The 19914-nt window shown below is 58.3% G+C and carries 22 protein-coding genes and 2 tRNA genes; 8 read left to right on the top strand and 16 right to left on the bottom strand.

All coding sequences use genetic code 11. The annotated features are described in order from the left end of the window. Genes paaE through paaA form a run of 5 tightly spaced genes read right to left on the bottom strand, consistent with a single transcriptional unit; the run spans position 1 to position 3625 of the window. Positions 1-1068, bottom strand: coding sequence for a 1,2-phenylacetyl-CoA epoxidase subunit PaaE (gene paaE / locus ABJO75_RS01810; RefSeq protein ID WP_348132453.1), 1068 nt, complete (start codon positions 1066-1068; stop codon positions 1-3). 11 nt (positions 1069-1079) lie between these two features. Then, positions 1080-1538 carry a 1,2-phenylacetyl-CoA epoxidase subunit PaaD gene (gene paaD / locus ABJO75_RS01805; RefSeq protein WP_348132450.1) on the bottom strand — a complete coding sequence of 153 codons (459 nt, stop codon included), beginning with the start codon at positions 1536-1538 and terminating at the stop codon, positions 1080-1082. 1 nt (position 1539) lies between these two features. After that, complete coding sequence (gene paaC / locus ABJO75_RS01800) at positions 1540-2298, bottom strand: 1,2-phenylacetyl-CoA epoxidase subunit PaaC (RefSeq protein ID WP_348132447.1); 759 nt, start codon at positions 2296-2298, stop codon at positions 1540-1542. Continuing rightward, the gene (gene paaB / locus ABJO75_RS01795) at positions 2298-2636 is read right to left on the bottom strand and encodes a 1,2-phenylacetyl-CoA epoxidase subunit PaaB (RefSeq protein WP_348132444.1); all 339 of its coding nucleotides are present in this window, start codon (positions 2634-2636) and stop codon (positions 2298-2300) included. The genes paaC and paaB overlap by 1 nt, the downstream gene beginning before the upstream one ends. Further along, positions 2633-3625 (bottom strand): 1,2-phenylacetyl-CoA epoxidase subunit PaaA, encoded by a 993-nt coding sequence (gene paaA, locus ABJO75_RS01790; RefSeq protein WP_348132703.1) that lies wholly within the window; start codon positions 3623-3625, stop codon positions 2633-2635. The genes paaB and paaA overlap by 4 nt, the downstream gene beginning before the upstream one ends. A gap of 707 nt (positions 3626-4332) precedes the next feature. On the opposite strand from paaA, the gene ABJO75_RS01785 reads away from it, so the two are divergent. The 3 genes from ABJO75_RS01785 to ptsP all read left to right on the top strand — a co-directional run bounded on the left by ABJO75_RS01785 (position 4333) and on the right by ptsP (position 8392). After that, complete coding sequence (locus ABJO75_RS01785) at positions 4333-4758, top strand: DUF1178 family protein (RefSeq protein ID WP_348132441.1); 426 nt, start codon at positions 4333-4335, stop codon at positions 4756-4758. Positions 4759-4862: 104 nt separating this feature from the next. Then, on the top strand, positions 4863-6101 hold the full coding sequence (locus tag ABJO75_RS01780; RefSeq protein WP_348132438.1) for an aspartate kinase: 1239 nt from the start codon (positions 4863-4865) through the stop codon (positions 6099-6101). Between the two features lie 47 nt (positions 6102-6148). Next, positions 6149-8392, top strand: coding sequence for a phosphoenolpyruvate--protein phosphotransferase (ptsP, locus tag ABJO75_RS01775; RefSeq protein ID WP_348132435.1), 2244 nt, complete (start codon positions 6149-6151; stop codon positions 8390-8392). 245 nt (positions 8393-8637) lie between these two features. Here the strand turns inward: ptsP and ABJO75_RS01770 are convergent, their stop codons facing one another. The 7 genes from ABJO75_RS01770 to rlmB all read right to left on the bottom strand — a co-directional run bounded on the left by ABJO75_RS01770 (position 8638) and on the right by rlmB (position 13625). Next, positions 8638-9231 carry a helix-turn-helix domain-containing protein gene (locus ABJO75_RS01770; RefSeq protein WP_348132432.1) on the bottom strand — a complete coding sequence of 198 codons (594 nt, stop codon included), beginning with the start codon at positions 9229-9231 and terminating at the stop codon, positions 8638-8640. A gap of 4 nt (positions 9232-9235) precedes the next feature. After that, positions 9236-9883, bottom strand: coding sequence for a DsbA family oxidoreductase (locus tag ABJO75_RS01765; RefSeq protein WP_348132429.1), 648 nt, complete (start codon positions 9881-9883; stop codon positions 9236-9238). A gap of 134 nt (positions 9884-10017) precedes the next feature. Further along, positions 10018-10581, bottom strand: coding sequence for a carboxymuconolactone decarboxylase family protein (locus ABJO75_RS01760; RefSeq protein WP_348132426.1), 564 nt, complete (start codon positions 10579-10581; stop codon positions 10018-10020). A gap of 688 nt (positions 10582-11269) precedes the next feature. Then, a complete protein-coding gene (locus ABJO75_RS01755) occupies positions 11270-11740 on the bottom strand; it encodes a CoA-binding protein (protein WP_348132423.1) in 471 nt (156 codons plus the stop codon). A 184-nt stretch (positions 11741-11924) separates the two neighbouring features. Further along, complete coding sequence (locus ABJO75_RS01750) at positions 11925-12401, bottom strand: YHS domain-containing (seleno)protein (RefSeq protein WP_348132420.1); 477 nt, start codon at positions 12399-12401, stop codon at positions 11925-11927. A 93-nt stretch (positions 12402-12494) separates the two neighbouring features. Beyond that, complete coding sequence (locus ABJO75_RS01745; protein WP_348132417.1) at positions 12495-12779, bottom strand: hypothetical protein; 285 nt, start codon at positions 12777-12779, stop codon at positions 12495-12497. Positions 12780-12854: 75 nt separating this feature from the next. After that, positions 12855-13625: a 23S rRNA (guanosine(2251)-2'-O)-methyltransferase RlmB gene (rlmB, locus tag ABJO75_RS01740; protein ID WP_348132414.1), complete on the bottom strand. Its 771-nt coding sequence runs from the start codon at positions 13623-13625 to the stop codon at positions 12855-12857. 122 nt (positions 13626-13747) lie between these two features. On the opposite strand from rlmB, the gene ABJO75_RS01735 reads away from it, so the two are divergent. Further along, positions 13748-13831, top strand: a tRNA-Tyr gene (locus tag ABJO75_RS01735). Positions 13832-14206: 375 nt separating this feature from the next. On the opposite strand, the gene ABJO75_RS01730 is transcribed toward ABJO75_RS01735, so the two are convergent. Continuing rightward, positions 14207-14283 (bottom strand) — tRNA-Ile (locus ABJO75_RS01730). A 116-nt stretch (positions 14284-14399) separates the two neighbouring features. Between ABJO75_RS01730 and purM the strand changes: the two genes are divergently transcribed. The 3 genes from purM to rnd all read left to right on the top strand — a co-directional run bounded on the left by purM (position 14400) and on the right by rnd (position 17314). Beyond that, a complete protein-coding gene (gene purM / locus ABJO75_RS01725; RefSeq protein WP_348132411.1) occupies positions 14400-15446 on the top strand; it encodes a phosphoribosylformylglycinamidine cyclo-ligase in 1047 nt (348 codons plus the stop codon). Further along, on the top strand, positions 15443-16039 hold the full coding sequence (gene purN / locus ABJO75_RS01720) for a phosphoribosylglycinamide formyltransferase (protein WP_348132408.1): 597 nt from the start codon (positions 15443-15445) through the stop codon (positions 16037-16039). The genes purM and purN overlap by 4 nt, the downstream gene beginning before the upstream one ends. Before the next feature lie 117 nt (positions 16040-16156). Next, entirely contained in the window at positions 16157-17314 is a 1158-nt protein-coding gene (rnd, locus tag ABJO75_RS01715; protein WP_348132405.1) for a ribonuclease D, read from the top strand. Positions 17315-17566: 252 nt separating this feature from the next. Here rnd and ABJO75_RS01710 read toward each other — a convergent pair whose 3' ends face one another. Beyond that, positions 17567-18067: a hypothetical protein gene (locus ABJO75_RS01710; protein ID WP_348132402.1), complete on the bottom strand. Its 501-nt coding sequence runs from the start codon at positions 18065-18067 to the stop codon at positions 17567-17569. 130 nt (positions 18068-18197) lie between these two features. Here ABJO75_RS01710 and ABJO75_RS01705 point away from each other — a divergent pair, with 130 nt between their 5' ends. Further along, a complete protein-coding gene (locus ABJO75_RS01705; RefSeq protein ID WP_348132399.1) occupies positions 18198-18608 on the top strand; it encodes a SufE family protein in 411 nt (136 codons plus the stop codon). 5 nt (positions 18609-18613) lie between these two features. On the opposite strand, the gene ABJO75_RS01700 is transcribed toward ABJO75_RS01705, so the two are convergent. Together ABJO75_RS01700 and ABJO75_RS01695 are read right to left on the bottom strand one after the other, a co-directional pair. Next, a complete protein-coding gene (locus tag ABJO75_RS01700; protein ID WP_348132397.1) occupies positions 18614-19174 on the bottom strand; it encodes a hypothetical protein in 561 nt (186 codons plus the stop codon). Between the two features lie 44 nt (positions 19175-19218). Then, entirely contained in the window at positions 19219-19884 is a 666-nt protein-coding gene (locus ABJO75_RS01695; protein ID WP_348132395.1) for a DUF1638 domain-containing protein, read from the bottom strand. Positions 19885-19914 lie beyond the last annotated feature (30 nt).

Here is a 19914-nt window from a genome sequence, read left to right as displayed (position 1 = left end):
TCACTGATCGTAGTCGACGACAACCCGGTCGCTGACCGGGAAGGATTGGCAGGACAGCACATAACCCTGCTGTACCTCGTAATCTTCGAGCGCGTGATTGGCGACCATTTCAACTTCGCCTTCGATCACCTTGCAGCGGCAAGTTGAGCAGACGCCAGCCTTGCATGCATAGGGCGCGTCGATCGCGTTTTCGAGCGCTGCGTCGAGCACTGTTTGATCCTTGTCCATGGTAAAGGATCGCGCGGACCCATCCAGTGTGACGCTGGCCTCGGTGGTCTTGGCGTTGCCTGCGTCGCCTGTGGCAGTAGCCTTGCGTTGCAGACGGCCTGGCTGGGCGCTGGCGAACAGCTCGAACTTGATCTGCTCATCGGTCAGGCCGTGGTCGCGCAGGGCGGCAGCAATGCCCAGCATCATCGGTTCCGGGCCGCAGATAAAGGCGGTGTCGATGTTGGTGATGTCGATCCAATGTTTGAACAGTGCGGCGCATTTGTCCGCATCGACGCGGCCGGTAAAGAGATCAATGTCCTGCGCGTCGGATTCAAGGACATGGATCACCGTCAGGCGGCCCATATAGCTGTTTTTGAGATCTTCCAGCTCCTCGCGGAACATGATCGTGTTCACGCCGCGGTTTGCATAAACCAGCGTAAAGGTGCTGCGTGGTTCGGCGTTCAGCGTTGTCTTGAGGATCGACAGAACCGGCGTGATGCCTGATCCGCCCGCAAACCCGAGATAGTTTTTCCCCTGCGCCGGATCGAGCTGCGTGAAAAAGCTACCCATCGGCTCCATAGCTTCGAGCGTGTCGCCGGGTTTCAGGTCTTCGTTGGCCCATGTGGAAAATGCGCCGCCATCGACCTTTTTGATGCCGACCTGCAAGAGGCCATCGCCTTTGCCCGCGCAGATTGAGTAAGAGCGGCGCAATTCTGTGCCGTCAAATTCGCGGCGAAAGGTCAGGTACTGGCCTTGGGTAAACTCGAATGCGGTGCCGTTGGCCGGTTGCAGCGAAACCACGACCGCATCGCGGATTGTCTTGCGCACATCGGTGACAGTAAGCGGATGAAAGCGCGCCATGGGTGATCTCCTCAGATGCACTTGAAATAGTCAAAAGGTTCCAGACAATCCCTGCATCGCCACTGGGCCTTGCAGGGGGTCGAGCCGAACTGGCTGATGCGTTCGACATCTGTGCTGTCACAGCGCGGGCAAGCCTTGGGGCCGCCAGCGGCCTGTGGCGGGGCGATGCCGTATTCGACAAGTTTCGCGCGGCCTTTTTCTGACAGCCAGTCCGTCGTCCAGGGTGGCGAAATGCGGGATTGGATGCGCACCTCTTCTATGCCGTGGTCGTGCAGGGCGGTTTCGATGTCCATCGAAATTACACTGGTCGCGGGACAGCCCGAATAGGTTGGCGTCACGGCGATCTCCAGCGCGTCTCCATTCCATTGTACATCGCGCACGATGCCCAGATCCACCACCGAGATCACGGGGATCTCGGGATCAGGCACCTGATCGAGCCAGCTCCAGACGTCGGCGACAGCGGGTTTCATGTTACCAGCTGGCGCCCGGATAGGCGCGTTGCAGCCATTGCATTTCAGTCAGCATATGGCCGAGATGTTCAGAGTGGCGAAAGCCGCTCTTGCCGCCCTTGTGGGCAAAATTGTCATCGGGAATGGTCAGGGTCGCTTGCGCCATCACGTCTTTGACGCGTGCATCAAACGCTGCGCGCAAGGCCGCCAGATCAGGCGCAATCCCTGCCTTTGTCATCGCGGTGTCGATGTCGTCCGCCACAAAAAGCTCGCCAACATAGGGCCAGAGCAGGTTCAGCGCCGCCTGCATTCTGCGGTGGCTTTCGGAGGTGCCATCGCCTAGCCGGATCACCGTATCGCCCGAGCGGTCCACATGATACGTGGCTTCCTTGGCGGCTTTGGCGGCGATCTCGGCGACACGGGGTTCGCTGGATTGCTGCAAGGCATCAAGCATTGCGACATGCCAGGCATCGAAAAGGAACTGGCGCATCATTGTCTGGCCAAAGTCACCGTTGGGCTGTTCAACCAGCAGGGCATTGCGGAAATCCCAAACGTCGCGAAGCATCGCAAGATCGTCAGCGCTGCGGCCAGCGCCTTCGACTTCGCCGGCAAGGCCGAGCCACATCTGCGTCTGGCCGATCAGATCAAGCGCCGTGTTGGCAAGGGCTATGTCCTCTTCCAGCGCAGGCGCGACGCCACACCATTCGCTGACCCGGTGGCCAAGCACGAGCGTGTTGTCCCCCATGCGACAGAGGAATTCGAAATAGGCGGCGTCAGACATCACATCGCCCCCACGTCTTCGGGAATGTCGTAAAAGGTCGGGTGGCGGTAAACCTTGGATTCCGATGGCTCATACAGCGGCCCTTTTTCCGAGGGCGAGGACGCGGCGATATGCCGGGCCTCGACCGCCCAGATGCTGACGCCTTCGTTGCGGCGGGTATAAACGTCGCGCGCGTTCATGATGGCCATTTCAGCGTCCGGCGCGTGCAGGCTGCCGACATGGCGATGGCTCATCCCGTGCTGGCCGCGGATGAATATCTCCCACAGCGGCCATTCGTGGCGGCGCGGGGGCGTTTCGCTGTCTGGCGTGTCGGGATATGCGGAGTTTGGAGAGCTCATTCTGCGGCGACCTTTCTGCTTGCGCGTTTCTCGGCATGGGCCAACAGCCCGTCACGCACCCATTTGCCATCGTCCCACGCCTTGTTACGGGCGGCGAGGCGTTCGGTGTTGCAGGGGCCGTTGCCCTTGAGCACGTCGAAGAATTCGGACCAATCGGGTTCGGCGAAATCATACCCACCCTTGTCTTCGTTCCACGTCAGCGTGTCATCAGGCACGGTCAGGCCCAGATATTCGGCCTGCGGCACCGTCTGATCGACAAATTTCTGGCGAAGCTCGTCATTGGTGTTCATCTTGATCTTCCACGCCATGGATTGCGCGGAATGGACGCTGTCCTTGTCGCTGGGGCCGAACATCATCAGCGACGGATACCAGAACCGATTCAATGCATCCTGTGCCATCTTCTTTTGCGCAGGCGTGCCGGCGGCCATCTTCATCATAATGTCATAGCCCTGACGCTGGTGAAACGACTCTTCTTTGCAGATGCGGATCATCGCGCGCGAGTAGGGGCCGAATGAGGTCCGCTGAAGCGGCACTTGGTTCATGATCGCGGCGCCATCAACCAGCCAGCCCACTGCGCCCATATCGGCCCATGTCAGGGTGGGGTAGTTAAAGATCGAGCTGTATTTCATGCGGCCATCCAGCAGCATTTCGGTCAGCTCATCACGGGTCACGCCAAGCGTTTCGGCGGCGCAATAGAGATAGAGACCATGGCCTGCCTCATCCTGCACCTTGGCTAGCAGGATCGCCTTGCGTTCCAGCGTCGGTGCGCGGGTGATCCAGTTGCCTTCGGGCAATTGGCCGACAATTTCGGAATGTGCGTGCTGGCCGATCTGCCGGATCAGGTTCTTGCGGTACCCGGCGGGCATCCAGTCCTTGGGCTCGATCTTGTCGCCTGCATCGATGCGCTCCTGAAAGGCGCGTTCTTGCGGCTCCATTTCATCCAGCGTCTTGACCCCGTCGCCGGTCGATTTCACCATCTGTGCATACATAGTCATACCTCATCTCGGACGCGGTGCGATGGCCGCATGTATCAAGCTTAGCATATTCAACTGGCCGCCGATATCGCTCTGGCTCGCGTCTCCTCCGTGGGTCAGAATATCGCCGAACATTGCTGACCGCATGGTCGGCGTATTGCATGCGGTGATTCCATGCAAGTAAAAGTTACGAAAATTTCATATCCAAAGTGATTTGTAACTTGTTCAGACTATTTGATTTGATGGGTGGTGAGCCGCACGACACCCAGCCGGTTCGATAGGAGAGGCTTCACACCAATAGGCTAGCAAGATATTTTGGTACTAATTTACCAACCTAGCTTTAGGCTTGGGATGGGAATAGAGGCCGAGTGAAAAGGATGCTTCGAAAACAGCTACCCCTAAGAGGTGAGTCTGCGCACAAGAGTTATGTGCGTATTCAGTCTGCGGCGTTGTAATACCGTGCCATTTCGAGCCGGGTTTGGGTTCTAATGATCACGGCGCGGCGGACGGTCGCTGGATTGTGGCTAAAAAGTAGCCGATGGACGGGATGACACCGGCCGAATGCGCCGCGCGGAATAAGGCGACCAGTCTGGTCATGAAGCCGGAACGTGCCCGGATCCTGCGGGATTTCGATCCAAAGCATCCGAAGTGATAAAGACCTGCGTCTTGAACTCGGTGCTATTCCAGATATCTATTCAGCCAGACTGACGCGAGGCAACCAGATGATTCAGTACGCTCTGAAATGCGCTGAAGGCCATAGTTTTGACAGCTGGTTTCAATCGGCCAGCGCCTTTGACAAGCTTATGCAGTCGGGGATGATTTCCTGTGCCGTATGCGGCGGGACAGATGTTGAAAAGGCGATCATGGCACCCAGCGTGCGCAATGCGCGCAAGGACAAGGATGCGCGCGCGCTGTCGACACCGGCCAATCCTGCGGAACAGGCACTGGCCGAACTGCGCAAAAAGATCGAGAAAAACTCTGACTATGTCGGGATGAACTTTGCCGCCGAGGCCCGTGCGATGCATGAGGGCACGGCGCCTGAGCGGTCGATTTATGGCGAGGCCAAGGCCGACGAGGCGCGCAAGCTGGTCGAAGACGGCGTGCCCGTGGCGCCATTGCCCTTTACCCCCAACCGCAAGACGAACTGAGCCGTTATCGCCGTTCAGCCGCCCGTTTGCCCACTTGCCCTTGACAGACCCCTATCATATAGGCGTGCGAACTGACGGCTAAGGCGCATGGAAAGGCCCGGATCATGCCCGTACTTGTGATGAAATTCGGCGGCACTTCGGTTGCCAACCTTGACCGCATTCGGCGCGCCGCAAAGCGTGTCGGTGTCGAGGTGGCCAAAGGCTATGACGTGATCGTCATTGTGTCGGCCATGTCGGGCAAAACCAATGAACTGGTCGGCTGGGTCGAAGAAACCTCGCCTCTGTTTGACGCCCGCGAATATGACGCAGTGGTGTCGTCTGGCGAGAACGTGACCGCAGGATTGATGGCGCTGACCTTGCAGGAGATGGATGTTCCTGCGCGCAGCTGGCAAGGCTGGCAGGTGCCACTCCTCACCACGGACGCCCATGCGAGCGCCCGGATCGAAGAAATCCCCCCTGAAAATATCAACGCCAAATTTGCCGAAGGCATGCGTGTCGCTGTGGTTGCCGGGTTCCAAGGGATCGGGCCCGATGGCCGGATCACCACGCTGGGTCGGGGCGGGTCTGACACCACGGCGGTGGCCTTCGCCGCCGCGTTTGATGCCGAACGTTGCGACATCTATACCGATGTGGACGGGGTCTATACCACCGACCCGCGCATCACTGACAAAGCGCGCAAGCTTGACAAGATCGCCTTTGAGGAAATGCTGGAGCTTGCAAGCCTTGGGGCCAAGGTACTGCAAACCCGCTCGGTCGAGCTGGCGATGCGCTACAATGTCAGGCTGCGAGTTCTGAGCAGTTTTGAAGAACAATCCGACACGGCGGGAACGCTGGTCTGCGATGAGGAGGAAATCATGGAATCCAAGGTTGTGGCCGGTGTGGCCTATTCCCGTGACGAAGCCAAGATGACGCTGCTGTCCGTAGCGGACCGCCCCGGCATCGCCGCGACGATCTTTTCCTCGCTGTCCGAAGCCGGTGTGAACGTCGACATGATTGTTCAGAACATCTCGGAAGAGGGGCGAACCGATATGACGTTTTCCTGCCCCATCAACCAGGTGGCCCGAGCCGAACAGGCGATGGACGCCTCCAGAACGGCGGGCGAGCTGAACTTTGCCGAGCTGGTTGCCGACAAGGATGTCGCCAAGGTTTCGGTCGTCGGGATCGGGATGCGCAGCCACACCGGCGTCGCCGCCAAGATGTTCCGGGTGTTGTCGACCGAGGGTATTAACATCAAGGTCATTACAACTTCCGAGATAAAGATTTCCGTTCTGATCGACCGGAAATACATGGAACTTGCCGTTCAAGCCCTGCATGATGCTTTTGAACTGGACAAGGCGGCCTGAGCACGATCCGCTCGGGCTGTCTGTTTGAGAGGGACTGAGCCAAGCGCATGGTGGAACGCACTGAAACCGAAAGTCGCAAGCTGCTGGGACGCTTGCGGAACGCTATGGCAGGCGATGTCGCAGGCCAGGCGCGGCTCGACAAGATCACTCATCTGATCGCGGACAGCATGGGCACCGAAGTTTGTTCGGTCTACCTGTTTCGCGATGAAGAGACGCTTGAACTCTGCGCTACCGAAGGGTTGCAAGCCGAGGCGGTTCACCAAACACGTATGCGGCTGGGCGAAGGGTTGGTCGGGCGGGTGGCCCGAACCGGCACCATCGTCAACACGCCCAATGCACCGGCCGAAAAGGGATTCCGCTATATGGCGGAAACCGGCGAAGAGAGATATTCGTCTTTTCTTGGTGTACCGATCCAGCGCTTGGGCGAAAAACTGGGCGTATTGGTTGTTCAGTCCAAAGATGCCCGCGTTTTCACCGCCGATGAGGCCTATGGGCTGGAAGTCGTGGCAATGGTGATCGCAGAAATGACCGAACTCGGCGCATTTGTCGGCGAAGGCGCGGCCTTGTCTGCACGGCACCAGCAGCCGGTGTTGTTTCGGGGAACGTCAGGTCAGGAGGGGGCAGCCGAAGGTCACGTCTGGCTGCACGAACCTCGTGTCGTGGTGGCCAACCCGATTGCCGATGATCCGCATCGCGAACTTGAGCGCCTGCAGGAAGCGGTCGAACAGTTGCGGGTTGGCGTCGACAAGATGCTGGAAATCTCGCGCAGCGGCGACTCCGAGCAACTACAAGTCCTTGAAACCTATCGCATGTTCGCCAACTCCAAGGGTTGGATGCGCCGTATGGAAGAAGACATCAGTCGCGGCCTGTCTGCCGAGGCTGCTGTCGAAAAGGAGCAGTCGCAGGCTCGTGTGCGCATGTCACAGGTGACCGATTCCTATTTGCGCGAACGGTTGAGCGATCTGGATGATCTGTCAAATCGCTTGTTGCGGATTCTCACGGGGCAGGGGCGTGAAACGGGTGCGGAACTGCCTCCCGATCCGATCCTGGTCGCGCGAAATGTTGGCCCAGCTGAATTGCTGGAGTATGGACGCAGCCTACGCGGCATCGTGCTCGAAGAGGGAGCGGTTGGCAGCCATGCGGCAATTGTCGCTCGGGCGCTGGCGATCCCGTTGCTGGTGCACGCCGGTCGGATCACGACCGAGGCGCTGAATGGTGATCATATCATGGTCGACAGCGATCAGGGCGTTGCCCACCTGCGCCCGGATGACAACGTGGTCACCGCGTTTCGTGATAAGATTGCGATGCAGGCGGATGCGCAGGAGCGCTATGCGTCAATCCGCAACAAGCCAGCCACCACTGAATGCGGCAAGACGATTGAATTGCACATGAACGCGGGCCTGATGGCCGATCTGCCGTCGCTTGAAGGGTCAGGGGCCGAGGGTGTCGGGCTGTTTCGTACAGAATTGCAGTTCCTGATCCGCAACCAGATGCCCAAGCGTACGGAACTGGCTGAACTCTATTCGCGGGTATTGGATTCCGCACATGGCAAGCGCGTCGTGTTCAGAACGTTGGACATCGGCTCTGACAAGGTGCTGCCCTACATGAAGCCGAACGACGAGCCGAACCCGGCCTTGGGATGGCGTGCGATCCGCGTTGGGCTGGACAAGCCCGGTGTCATGCGGATGCAGTTGCAGGCGCTGATCCGGGGGGCCAATGGTCGGCCATTGACGATCATGTTTCCATTCATCGCCCAGTTTGAGGAATACCGTGCCGCGCGCGCCGAGGTCGACAAAACCATCGCGAGGGAAGAACGGCTGGGGCATGTCCTTCCGGAAACGCTGGAAGTCGGGGCTATGCTCGAGACACCTTCGATGGTTTTTGCGCCCGAAGCCTTTTTTGAAGAGGTCGAATTCCTGTCCATCGGTGGCAATGACCTGAAACAGTTCTTTTTTGCCGCCGACCGTGAAAACGAGCGGGTGCGCCGGCGTTATGATACGCTGAACGTGAGTTTTCTGAGCCTGATTGAACGGATCGTCGAACGCTGTGCGCGAACCGGAACCCGGTTGAGCTTTTGTGGCGAGGATGCGGGACGTCCGATCGAGGCGCTGTGTCTTGCCGCCATCGGGATCAGATCGCTCTCCATGCGCCCGGCGTCGATTGGCCCAGTCAAGAGTCTGCTTCGCCGGTCAAACCTCGATGAGGTGCGTGACGTGATCACTGTCGCGCGTGAAAACGGCGAACAGAGTGTACGCCCCGCCGTCATGGAACTCCTGCGCAATCGAGGGTAATCCGCCTCCTATTTTCTGTGAAACGTGAGAATTCGGTAGGTCGTTCAGGTTGAGGGCCCTTGGCGGAATCAAATTAACGATCAGAGTGGCGGAAACAAATTAACGATCAGAGCTTGTTCGGAAGTCGGATGGTCAAATGAGCTTAACGTATTTGACTGAGCTTTTGCGCCGAGAGCGTTACGACCTAGGTGTTCAGTCCCGGCATCTGGTGGGGCGGGTGCAGCCCGCTAAAGGGCAACATTCCGTCATAAGCGCAATGCTTCAACCTCACGCGCCATATCTTCGGCCAGATCATTAAGCTCGGTCTGGTCGGTGCCTTGATGCAACTCCAGACGCAGCGCCGTGAGGTTGGCCTGGTATCGACGCGCCAATCTGGTTGGGTCGATATCGGCAGGCAATTCTCGCAATGCAATCGCCGCCTCGAACGCTTTGGCAATTTCAATCCGCATGGATTGCAGGTGGGCGCGCGAACGATCGGCGATCACCGCGTCTGTCGATCGGGTGTCGACAATCGTCTTGGTGAGCATGCAGGCCTGCCGCGCGGCGTCTTCTGTAGGCAGCGAGGCAAAGGCGCGCAGGTGATTGGCAAGCGCGCTCAACGGCGAGTCTGCCTGTGCGATCATCTTGCGAAAGAGGCCGCGCGAGGTCGCGAAATACTTGTCCAGTGCGAGGAGGTAGAGGTTTTCCTTGCTCTTGAACGCCGCGTAGATGCTGCCCGGCTTCATTTCAAGCGCCGCTTCGAGATCCTTTAGCGATGTCGCGTGATATCCCTTGTCCCAGAACAGGGACATGGCGGCGGTCAGGGTCTTGTCGCGGTCATAAGGTGCGGCGCGGGCCATGGGGTCAGGTCTTTTTCTGTTCCAGTTCATGCAAAATATTCGTGTAATTATCAACGCCCTGCGCCCCGGTCACAAGGTATTTGCGATCCAGAACCAGTGCGGGAACGCCTTGGATGCCTTGTTGAAGCCAGAACTTTTCGGCATCGCGGACGTTTTGCGCGTAGCGTTGATCCGTCAGAACCGCCAAGGCTTCGTCTCGATCAAGGCCGATTTCACCTGCAATATCCGCCAGAACAGCATTGTCGGAAAGGTTCCGGCGATCGGTGAAGTGGGCAGAGAACATCGCCAGTTTCAGGTCGTGCTTGCGCCCCTGTTCGTCGGCCCAATGCAGCAACTGATGCGCATTGAAGGTGTTGTGCATCCGAAACCCTTCGGCCCAACGAAAGTCGAACCCAAGGTCGGCACCCAATTCGGTCATTCGGGCGCGGCTTTCTTCGGATTGGGCACGGGTTGATCCGTATTTCTCGGCAATATGTTCGAACCCGTCCTGACCTTCGGGAGGCATTTCGGGGTTCAGCTCGAACGGATGCCAATGGATTTCATGGGTTGTGCCGGTCTCTTGCAGAGCCTTGGCAAGCTGGCGATAGCCGATGATGCACCACGGGCACATCACGTCCGAGACGATATCGATACGAAGCGGTTCCGTGGTCATGCGGGGTCCTTTCCTGCCACCACCCGCCGCGACGGTGCGGCGGGCGGCGATCAATGTTGCCTGTCACTGGCGAAACAGTGCTCAGGCGGATGAGTCAGCTTGCGCGACCTCTGATGATTGGGCCGCGCCTTTGCTCAGGCTGCGATCTTGCTGCGCGACCATGCAAATTTTTCGAACACCTTGTCCACAGGCGTATTCGCGAGGTGGTTGGTGTAGTTTGACATGATCTTTTGACTATAGCCCAGGATCACCTCAAGAATGTTGCGTTGGGTAAAGCCAGCGTCCAGGAATGCCTGAACATCGGCATCCGCAACGTTGCCGCGGTCACGGACAAGTTGCAGCGTGAAGGTGCGCAGGGCTTTCAGCCGGGGCGTCGGCAGAGGCGTTTCGTTGCGCAAGGCTTCGGTGATGGCGTCGTCGACTTTCATCATCTTGGCGATTCCGGTGTGGGCGGGCACACAGTAGTGGCATTCGTTTTCCACGTTGATCGCCTGCCAGACGACGGTCAGCTCGTCCTTGTCAAAGCTCGAATTCATGAACAGTTCGTGCAGCTTTTGATAGCCTTCCAAAAGCTCCGGTGATTCCGCCATAACGGCATGCAGGCCCGGCAGGCGGCCGTTGGCGGAAATGGATTTCGCAACAAGCGGCTTGGATGCTTCTGGCGCGGAGTCTTCGGTGTGCATTGTAAAGTCGGTCATCAGTCTCTCCTGAACGTTGGGTTTTTGTGAGTGGTGGGTCTGGACGTAAGAAATGAACCGGCAGAGCGAACAGCAATCAGGTGATCATGTGATCAATCTGAAGTTGGCGACAGCGACATCTAAATACGTCGCTGGAACGACTCGGAACATCTGGTCCGCTTTGGCGTTGATGAGGTCATGCATATTGCGTTTCCTTTACTGTTCATCCCGTGGCGAAGTGAGCCGGTGTGAGAGGGATATAGGGAGTTTGAGTGATTGCTCAATGTCCATATTGAGCAATCACTCAAATGTGATAAAGCCACAGATTAGCAACCGGTCAGCTACGGAGCAGCTAGATCGCCCCAAAAGATGTGTCGCCGATTAGAGTTGCGATCAGATGGTCGCCAACGCTTTCAATTTCCACGGACAAAGCATCGACGTTTCGAAAAATCAGGGCGTCCGAAGCGGCGTCGAAGTCCCTGATGACATCCGACCCGAAGTCCTCACGCCTCGCAAAACATCGACCAGTTCACCAGTGAACTCAAAGCAATTGAGATCGCCCACGACCAAGATTTTTGCATCCGGGTCACGTGCCAAAATCGGTTCGAAAACTGACCTCAAGCTGTTTTCTGTCCGGACACAGGTAGGGGCAGACGTTCCCGCTGCACCTGTGTTCACAGCGCTCTGCCGCCAGACCAAAACGGCCCAGCTAGAGTTTTGACGAGATGACTCCGGTGGCGAATCCACCCATCCGCAGCTCTCCGAAGAGGCGCTGATATTCCATCTTGGGGCAGAGGTTCTGGATCACGGTGACACCTCGTGCCTCTGCTTGCGCAGCTGCCTCGGCGTGTTCCACGCCAATCTGCATCCAGATGGTCTGTAAGTCGGGAAAGGTCGCGAGCGCCTCGTCCACGATCGGCGGCACCGCTTCGGAGCGGCGAAAGATGTCTACCATGTCAACAGGGCGATCGATATCGCCCAAGCTGCTGACCACCGTCTGTCCAAACAGCGCCTTTCCCGCATGTGCCGGATTGACCGGAACAACGGTATAGCCCTTGAGCCCAAGATAACGTGCCACGTAATAGCTCGGCCTGACGGGGTTCATCGAAACGCCGACCACGGCAATCACACGGGTGCGTTCCAAGACATTTTTCAGGAGGGTATCGGAATAGCTGCTCATGATTTTTATATAGCCGGTCCCGCATCAATAAAAAAGCGCCCAAGGCATTGCCTTGGGCGCAAAGTTTGGAACGAGGGACAGTCAAATGATGCGCGATTGTTCCGCTTCGCGATCCCTACCGATATAGGTGCGGCTGTTGCATTTTGAACAGGCCTCGCAGATCTGTGAACGCGACGGGATCGTGTCAATCGTCGCGAAGAACCGTGGGCCATCTGGTATCGGCCTCAGCGATGTAGCCGGCCATATCCTCGACCCACTGACTCCAAACGGCCTTGTTGTGAATCAGATAGAGCTTGCCGCCCTCAATGCGATACAGCATCGGATCCGTTTCCAGCACCATCCCCTGCGACACGCCGAATGCACAATACCCGCCATACTGTGGTGCATAGGCGCGGGGATTGGCCTCGAACTGTTCCCGATTCTGGCGCGACACAAACTGCCAAACCGCGCCTTTCCAGATCACCGCATGCATCGGGTCGCCGGGCAGGGGCGTATCCGAATTAAAATATGTCACCACGTCATAACCATCGACGGCTTTGCCGTGGTCCGCGCTAAACACAGGGGCGTCCGCGTGCGCCATCGACATCGCGCCGATCAGGCCAATGCACAGAGTCGCGAGCCAGCTCAGTTGCAGGTGCGGAAAGGGAGTCATTTTCATCATGCGGCTACAATGGCGATGGATCCCCCCGGAGAAAAGGTGGGATACGCAGTTGTGAAAGCAGCCTGTCCAAGCTGTGATCAATATTTCAGAGTGTCAGTCGAAGATGTCCTCGATCACGTCAAAGGCTTCGTCAAACAATTTGGAAAAGACGCTCTTGCGCTTCTTTCGCGATTTCGATTTGCGAACTTTGGTCGGCTTGGCGGTCTTGCGTGGAGTCAGCTCTCGATCCCCGCTCCGATCCTTGCGCAGCATCTTGAGATCGTGAAGCGGCGCCCCGCACGCCGAACAGGCCAGTTCGTGCCGGACTTCTCCTGCCAGCACCAGCGCCGCACGGGTTCCGCAATAGCAGCATGTGGCAATCTTTGTGGGGCGGGGCATCCGGTCTGTATATCTCCTTGAACGCCGTCGAGATATGCATCTGCGGGCTTGAGTTCAACTCGTTTTCAGGCGCGATCAACCCCGCGACGCATAGAGCGCCAAGGCCGCGGCGTTCGAAACGTTCAGCGACCCAAAACCACCTGCCGCGCGAATCCTGACAAGCTGATCCACAGTGTCCTTGGTCTTGGCGCGCAGGCCCGGCCCTTCGGCCCCCAGAACAAGTGCGACCGCATGATCGCTGCGTCCTTCGAGCGCGTCTTCAATGGTGTGCTCGGCCTCGCCATCAAGCCCGAGCACAAAGTAACCCATCTTTTGCAGTTCAATGATCGTGTCGGCGAGGTTGCGGACACGCAAATAGGGCTGCCGCTCCAAAGCACCGCTTGCTGATTTGGCCAGAGCCCCGGTTTCCGGAGCCGAGTGATGCCGCGTGCCAATGACCGCAGAGGCGCCAAGAACTTCGGCACTGCGCAGAATCGCGCCCACATTATGGGGATCGGTCACCCGGTCAAGCAGGATAACGCGCGGTGCGACCGCCCCGATGCAGACCTCGCTCAGGCTGCCCCATGACAGGGGTTTCACCTCAAGCGCAGCGCCTTGATGCACCGACCCCGGATCCAGTGGTGCAGAAAAATTGCGCGGATCTGTCAACTCCGGCTCGATCCCGGCCTCGGCAATCGCTTCGGCCAGTTTGGTCTGCGCATTCAGAGTCACGATCAGGCGCAGTCTCTTGCGGTGGGGGTTAACCAGCGCATCGCGCACGGCATGCAACCCAAAGAGCCAGACGGTCTCGTCACCGCGTGCTTTTTGGGCCTGTTCCTTTTCTACGACCCACTTGGGCTTTTTCATTGCGCTGACCTTTTACAAATGAACCGCAAGATGGGCGGCAAATCGACGGATTTTCCTGTTGACGCCCCTTTTGACCGCTTGTAATCACGCCTTCACGTCAGGCGCAATGCGCGTCTGTCAGTGGGCGACAGGCCGCAAGGTGTGGCAGGGGACTGTAACTCCCTCGCGGAGACGCACGCCTGGTTCGATTCCAGGGTCGCCCACCATCTTTCCCAGAGCTTTGATTTGGTCTGTATTTAGCGCAGGTGGGTCACACCATATGCCTTGCACCCGAGCAGTGAGTTTCGCGGTGCGGCATCTACTTCTAGCGCTTCCGTTTGCCAGTAGAGCACCATCCGGAGGAACAAGGGAGTCACATCTGACTCTATGGGTGCGGTTTTGCCCATGGCTGCCCGCAAATTATCACGTTACTTCAGATCGGCCGGGCAATCGATTCTACAGAACATGACAGGTATGTCGCCATTTTTCGATACTGGGATGCCTTATAAGGCGACCCGCTCAGACATCTCGCGACATTTGAACACTACTTGATTCTTCCTCGGTCTAAGTGCTTGCAGTGCGAGGAGAAAGCGGCAGTGTGATGGTAGGCCCGGCAGGACTTGAACCCGCAACCAAAGCGTTATGAGCGCTCTGCTCTAACCAATTGAGCTACAGGCCCGCCTGAACGCTGGGTATCATGATGAGCAGGGGCGTCAAGAGTGCGCGCACCGCGATGTGTTGCAAGCTGCATCGCAATGTTCTACCCCGCGCGCAGGCAGTACAGGGACAGCACGCATGACACAGGGCAAGAATGGCATTACCTATGCGGAAGCAGGGGTGGATATTGATGCAGGCAACGCGCTGGTCGAGCGGATCAAGCCAGCGGCCAAACGCACTGCGCGGCCCGGGGTGGCCGGTGGGCTGGGCGGTTTTGGCGCGCTGTTTGATCTGAAGGCTGCGGGGTTTGTCGACCCGGTGCTGGTCGCGGCCACCGATGGTGTTGGCACCAAGCTGCGGATTGCGATCGACACCGGCCATGTGGATGGCGTGGGCATCGATCTTGTAGCGATGTGCGTCAACGATCTGGTGTGCCAAGGGGCCGAACCTCTGTTCTTTCTGGACTATTTTGCCACTGGCAAGCTTGAGACGGAAACGGCGGCGCGGATCATTGAAGGGATCGCGACGGGTTGCGAAGGCTCGGGCTGCGCGCTGATCGGCGGGGAAACGGCGGAAATGCCGGGGATGTACCCGCCGGGCGATTTTGATCTCGCCGGGTTTGCGGTGGGCGCGATGGAACGCGGTACGGCTTTGCCCGACGGTGTGTCCGAAGGCGACGTGTTGCTGGGACTGGCCAGTGATGGGGTGCATTCAAACGGTTATTCGCTGGTGCGCAAACTGGTCGAGATGTCGGGATTGAAATGGCAGTCCGATTGCCCGTTCGGCGACGGTGATCTTGGGGCTGCGTTGCTGACACCCACGCGGCTTTATGTGAAACCGGCGCTGGCGGCGGTGCGGGCAGGGGGCGTTCATGCGCTCGCCCATATCACCGGCGGCGGGTTGACCGAAAACCTGCCCAGGGTTCTGCCCGAGGGGCTGGGCGCGAAGATCGATTTGTCTGCCTGGGACTTGCCCGAAGTCTTCAAGTGGATGGCAGAAGTCGGTGGCATGGCCGAGGCCGAAATGCTCAAGACGTTCAACTGTGGTGTTGGGATGATCCTTGCGTGCGATCCTGAGCAGGCCGCCAGCCTGACCGCTTTGCTGGCTGATGCAGGCGAAACCGTTCATCAGATCGGTACCGTGACTGATCAGCCCGGTGTCCAGTATCAAGGCGCGCTGCTGTGAGCCACAAGCGGGTTGCGATCCTGCTGTCAGGGGGCGGGTCCAACATGGTCGCGCTGCTGGACAGCCTGACCGGTGACCATCCGGCGCGGCCTTGTCTGGTTATGTCCAACGATGTGTCAGCGGGTGGTCTGGCCAAGGCGGCCGCGCGTGGCGTGGCGACGGCAGTGGTGGATCACAAACCCTTTGGTTCCGATCGCGCCGCCTTTGAGGCAGAGCTGATCAAACCCTTAATTGCGGCACAGACTGATATTGTCTGCCTTGCCGGCTTCATGCGGGTTCTGACAGCCGGATTTGTCGGGCAGTGGACGGGGCGGATGCTGAACATTCACCCGTCGTTGCTGCCAAAGTACCGAGGGTTGCATACCCATGCACGAGCGTTGGAGGCCGGAGACAGCGAACATGGCTGTACCGTGCACGAGGTGACTCCGGAACTGGACGAAGGGCCGATTCTGGGGCAGGCGCGGGTGCCTGTGCTGGATGGGGATACTCCTGACGTGCTCGCTGCCCGGGTCCTGACGCAAGAGCACCGGTTGTACCCGGCGGTGTTGCGCCGCTTTGCTGCTGGCAGTCGCGAACAGGTGCTGTTGCCCTAGGCGTTGCCTGCATCTGCTTTGCAATCGGCGCGGATTGAACTAAGGATTGCATATGAAGGCGTGGATCAAGCGCCTATCGCGCAAGAAAAACAACAACAAGCAGACGACAGCCCATCTATGAGAACACTCACAACGACCGCAGACCTTGCTGCCTTTTGCAAGGAAGCCCATGGCCAGCCCTATGTCACCGTCGACACCGAATTCCTGCGCGAGCGGACCTATTATTCCAAGCTGTGTCTTGTTCAATTGGCGATGCCGGGGGAAGGCGACGAGAACGCGGTTCTGGTCGATCCGCTGGCCGAGGGCATGTCGCTAGAGCCGCTGTTCGATCTGTTCCGTGATACCAACGTTGTAAAAGTGTTTCATGCGGCCCGGCAGGATCTCGAAATCTTCTGGGTCGAATCCAGGGTATTTCCGGAACCGCTGTTTGATACGCAGGTTGCGGCGATGGTCTGTGGGTTTGGTGAGCAGGCCGGGTATGAGACACTGGTGCGGCGGATCGCCAAGGCGTCCGTGGACAAAAGCAGCCGGTTTACCGATTGGTCGCGCCGCCCGCTGAGCGATGCACAAAAGAAATACGCGCTGGCTGATGTCACGTATCTGCGGCAGATCTACGAATATCTGGCCGCTGAACTGGAAAAAACCAACCGCTCTCGCTGGGTTGCCGAAGAACTGCAGATCCTGACCAATCCTACCACTTACGAAGCGGCGCCCGAGGATGCGTGGAAACGGGTAAAGACACGTACCAATTCGCCCAAGTTCCTCGCGCTGGTACAGGCCTTGGCGGCGTTTCGCGAACGCCATGCGCAGGCCAACAACATTCCACGGAACCGGGTGTTCAAGGATGATGCGCTGGTCGAGCTGGCCTCGGCAAAACCGTGTACGGTCTCTGACCTTGGTGGCCTCCGCCTGCTGCTACGCGAAGCGCGGCGCGGCGCAATTGCCGATGGTATCCTTGAGGCGGTCGAACGCGGTATGAATTGCCCCGCCGACAAGATGCCCCAACCTGATCGGCGCCGTGAAAAGCTACAGGTCAATCCGGCCTTGGCGGACCTGTTGCGAGTACTTCTGAAATCCAAGACCGAGAGCTCTGGCGTCGCGGCCAAACTGATCGCGCCAAGTGCTGATCTGGACCTGATCGCCGCGGGCGAACGTGACGTGCCCGCTCTTTCGGGTTGGCGGCACGAAGTGTTCGGGGCTGATGCGCTGAGACTTTGCGATGGAAAGATCGGGCTGGCGGCAAAGGGTCAGCTCGTGGTTGTGGTAGAGCTTTAATTCTAGCAGATAAAAATCTGTTTTTATTAAAAATTTCTGCTGAGCAGTCGGCGTGGATGCAGGCGTTTCTTTTTGGCGTGGGTCGGATCACGAAACCTCTAAGATCCTAAAGAGGTCCACCTGATCGTCATCGCCATAACTCCATCGAAATGATCATCTAGCGATTGAGATTGAGATTTTGTATTTTCTGGCGAGGCGCGCAAACCGAACCCGAATGCCGGTGATCCAGAACGGGATGTATGGCTAGATCGCTCAGCGCCGCCGGGATTGCATCGCGTTTTGCGCGCCAGTCACGACCACCTGCCTGATCCCGGCCAGTTCCTGACGGGTAAGCGATAATCCATCGTTTACCTTTCGGGACTGTTCGGATCCGATGGGCGTGTCATAGGGCGGATAACTGACGCGGAAATCCAGCTTCAGAATACCGTCCTCTGGGATCATGGTGCCACTCGGTGGCGTCAGGACGGCTGCGTAGGCCCCTTGGCGGCTGCCAATGCCTTCGGCCAGAATAATCGCCCCGGTGGGGGTCTGGTCGATCTGAAGTTTGGTAACCTTGGCAATCAGAACCGTTGTATCGGCTGCGTCGGGCCGCCGAAACAATCCCGGACGTTCGGCGGGGATCAACGGATTGGTGGCTTCGATCGGGGCCAGGTCCCCTGACGGCGGCGCATCGCGCCCACCAAACCAGCTGCGCCATCCACAACCGGACAGGATCAGGCTGGCGGCAAGAAGGACTGTGAGGGTCTTTTTCATTGGATGCGCCGTTTGTGTTGTCTTGCATCGGGTTATCGTATCACGGGGCCGATGAAAAGGTGCAAGGCAGGGGTAGACAGCACAGGTGTCGCGGCATACCTCGAATGCGTACAGACCAGAGGACCGCGTGATGGCCAGCCCCGCATTTGAAGATATCGTCGAGGATTTCGAATTTCTGGAAGATTGGGAAGACCGCTATCGCTATGTGATCGATCAGGGCAAGGCGATGGAGCCGCTGCCCGATGCGTTGAAGGTGCCGGCGACTAAGGTGGATGGCTGCGCCAGTCAGGTCTGGCTGCACCCGACGATTGAAGGAGGGGTGTTCCGATTTGATGGCGAAAGCGACGCGATGATCGTGCGCGGACTGATCGCGGTTCTGAAGGCACTGTACAACGATCTGCCGGTGGCCGAGGTTCCAGCGGTGGATGCGCGTGCCGAACTGGCGCGGCTCGGATTGAACGACCATCTGTCGGCACAACGATCCAACGGGCTGCGCGCCATGATCGAACGGATCGGCAAGGTCGCCGCCGCACATGTCTGACCCTGTCAGTCGGTGATGGGCGTCAGGGGATACTTATCGGCCAGAACCTTCTGCTGCGGCTGCCAGTCATAGCGGTGGTCGTCCTCAACGGTCGACCAGAACAGCCGCCCGCCATTGCGCCACGGGTCAAGCACGATACCACGATTCATCGGCTGGCCCCGTGCGCTGATCAGCGCGGTGGAATGGTCGATGCGAAAGGGATTGTCGGCATTGGCAATCGCCCTGTGAATGTCGAGCGTTCTGAAATTGGCCGCCACCAGCCGTGTTTCCATGTCTTCGGCCCAATGCCAGCAGAGTCCGCGCGGCTTGAGGCCCATATTGACCTTGGTGTTGTGCACCAAAGGCGGGTCGGTGATTTCATAGGCAATTGAGAGATGCCGGGCGTGGGCATAGGAAAGGTCTGCGGCCCGCGCTGCTTCACCGGGATCGACGCTCGGATCAAGGGCGAGAATGGCACGCGTAAGGCGTTCGGTGCCATCAGGTTGCTCAATAACCGGTGCCGAGCAGGCAGCAAGCGCCAGAAGCAGTAGAGCCGAGTAAAGTCGTGATAATCCTTGCCAGTGCACCTGCTGTTGTCCGCATTGTTTAGGCCGTGCACAGGGCTAACGTATCATACCGATGTTTGTCGAGCCTGACTGCCCGCCCAGGATTTCAGCGTGGTTTCTAGGTCGCCGTATCCTGTGGGGCGGTATTCAAATGCAAGCCCAAGGCGGTTGGCACAGTCCTTTGCCTTTGCATACAACGCCGGGTCATCGGTCTGCGCCTGATAGACCAGCTTGGTATAGTTGCCAAAGATCATGTCGCGCAGTTCTGGATGCCGGTCGAGCCCCATGGGTTTCCAGACAAAGGCATCAAACTGCCGGACGAGAAAGTCGGTCAGGTAAAAGGCGGTGATCTCGTCTTCTGCGCGGGCTTCAAAGGCGGTGTTGCCTTCAAAAAAGGAATAGCAATGCGGCCCCTTGACCATCTGTACGCCAAGCTCGTCACATCTCGCCTGAAGCAGCCCGCCCGTGCCGCAATCTGCATATACGACAAAGATCTCGTCGTAATCTGCACGATGATTGGAGACCGCTTCGGTGACGGCTTCGGTGATCTTGTCAGGATAGAGGTGCAGCTTTGCAGGCAGGCAGGTCAGGTCTAGATGATCCCAGCGGTTCTGTGCCTTGAGATCAAGGATTTCGCGTGCAAGCGCCCCGCAGGCGATCAACAGGATACGACCTGTGCCGCTGGCGGACAGGCCGGTGTTGGTCAGGGTGCTGTCGCTGATCTGATTCATCTTTGGTCCTGACAAAAAAGGCCCGCCTGA

The sequence above is a fragment of the Sedimentitalea sp. genome (genome assembly GCF_039973035.1).
In the GTDB taxonomy this organism is placed as follows: Bacteria; Pseudomonadota; Alphaproteobacteria; order Rhodobacterales; family Rhodobacteraceae; genus Sedimentitalea.
Note: the sequence above shows the minus strand (reverse complement) of the source record. Positions and strands in the feature narration are given on the sequence as shown.

Bases quoted from the DNA above. Each gene is read 5' to 3' on its own strand.
- paaC (WP_348132447.1), bottom strand. From the start codon at position 2,298: ATGTCTGACGCCGCCTATTTCGAATTCCTCTGTCGCATGGGGGACAAC.
- rnd (WP_348132405.1), top strand. From the start codon at position 16,157: ATGAGAACACTCACAACGACCGCAGACCTTGCTGCCTTTTGCAAGGAA.
- rlmB (WP_348132414.1), bottom strand. From the start codon at position 13,625: ATGAAAAAGCCCAAGTGGGTCGTAGAAAAGGAACAGGCCCAAAAAGCA.
- ABJO75_RS01695 (WP_348132395.1), bottom strand. From the start codon at position 19,884: ATGAATCAGATCAGCGACAGCACCCTGACCAACACCGGCCTGTCCGCC.
- paaA (WP_348132703.1), bottom strand. From the start codon at position 3,625: ATGTATGCACAGATGGTGAAATCGACCGGCGACGGGGTCAAGACGCTG.
- ABJO75_RS01770 (WP_348132432.1), bottom strand. From the start codon at position 9,231: ATGGCCCGCGCCGCACCTTATGACCGCGACAAGACCCTGACCGCCGCC.
- paaE (WP_348132453.1), bottom strand. From the start codon at position 1,068: ATGGCGCGCTTTCATCCGCTTACTGTCACCGATGTGCGCAAGACAATC.
- paaD (WP_348132450.1), bottom strand. From the start codon at position 1,538: ATGAAACCCGCTGTCGCCGACGTCTGGAGCTGGCTCGATCAGGTGCCT.
- paaB (WP_348132444.1), bottom strand. From the start codon at position 2,636: ATGAGCTCTCCAAACTCCGCATATCCCGACACGCCAGACAGCGAAACG.
- ABJO75_RS01785 (WP_348132441.1), top strand. From the start codon at position 4,333: ATGATTCAGTACGCTCTGAAATGCGCTGAAGGCCATAGTTTTGACAGC.
- ABJO75_RS01745 (WP_348132417.1), bottom strand. From the start codon at position 12,779: ATGCCCCGCCCCACAAAGATTGCCACATGCTGCTATTGCGGAACCCGT.
- ABJO75_RS01710 (WP_348132402.1), bottom strand. From the start codon at position 18,067: ATGAAAAAGACCCTCACAGTCCTTCTTGCCGCCAGCCTGATCCTGTCC.
- ptsP (WP_348132435.1), top strand. From the start codon at position 6,149: ATGGTGGAACGCACTGAAACCGAAAGTCGCAAGCTGCTGGGACGCTTG.
- ABJO75_RS01755 (WP_348132423.1), bottom strand. From the start codon at position 11,740: ATGAGCAGCTATTCCGATACCCTCCTGAAAAATGTCTTGGAACGCACC.
- purM (WP_348132411.1), top strand. From the start codon at position 14,400: ATGACACAGGGCAAGAATGGCATTACCTATGCGGAAGCAGGGGTGGAT.
- ABJO75_RS01765 (WP_348132429.1), bottom strand. From the start codon at position 9,883: ATGACCACGGAACCGCTTCGTATCGATATCGTCTCGGACGTGATGTGC.
- ABJO75_RS01750 (WP_348132420.1), bottom strand. From the start codon at position 12,401: ATGATGAAAATGACTCCCTTTCCGCACCTGCAACTGAGCTGGCTCGCG.
- ABJO75_RS01780 (WP_348132438.1), top strand. From the start codon at position 4,863: ATGCCCGTACTTGTGATGAAATTCGGCGGCACTTCGGTTGCCAACCTT.
- ABJO75_RS01760 (WP_348132426.1), bottom strand. From the start codon at position 10,581: ATGACCGACTTTACAATGCACACCGAAGACTCCGCGCCAGAAGCATCC.
- ABJO75_RS01705 (WP_348132399.1), top strand. From the start codon at position 18,198: ATGGCCAGCCCCGCATTTGAAGATATCGTCGAGGATTTCGAATTTCTG.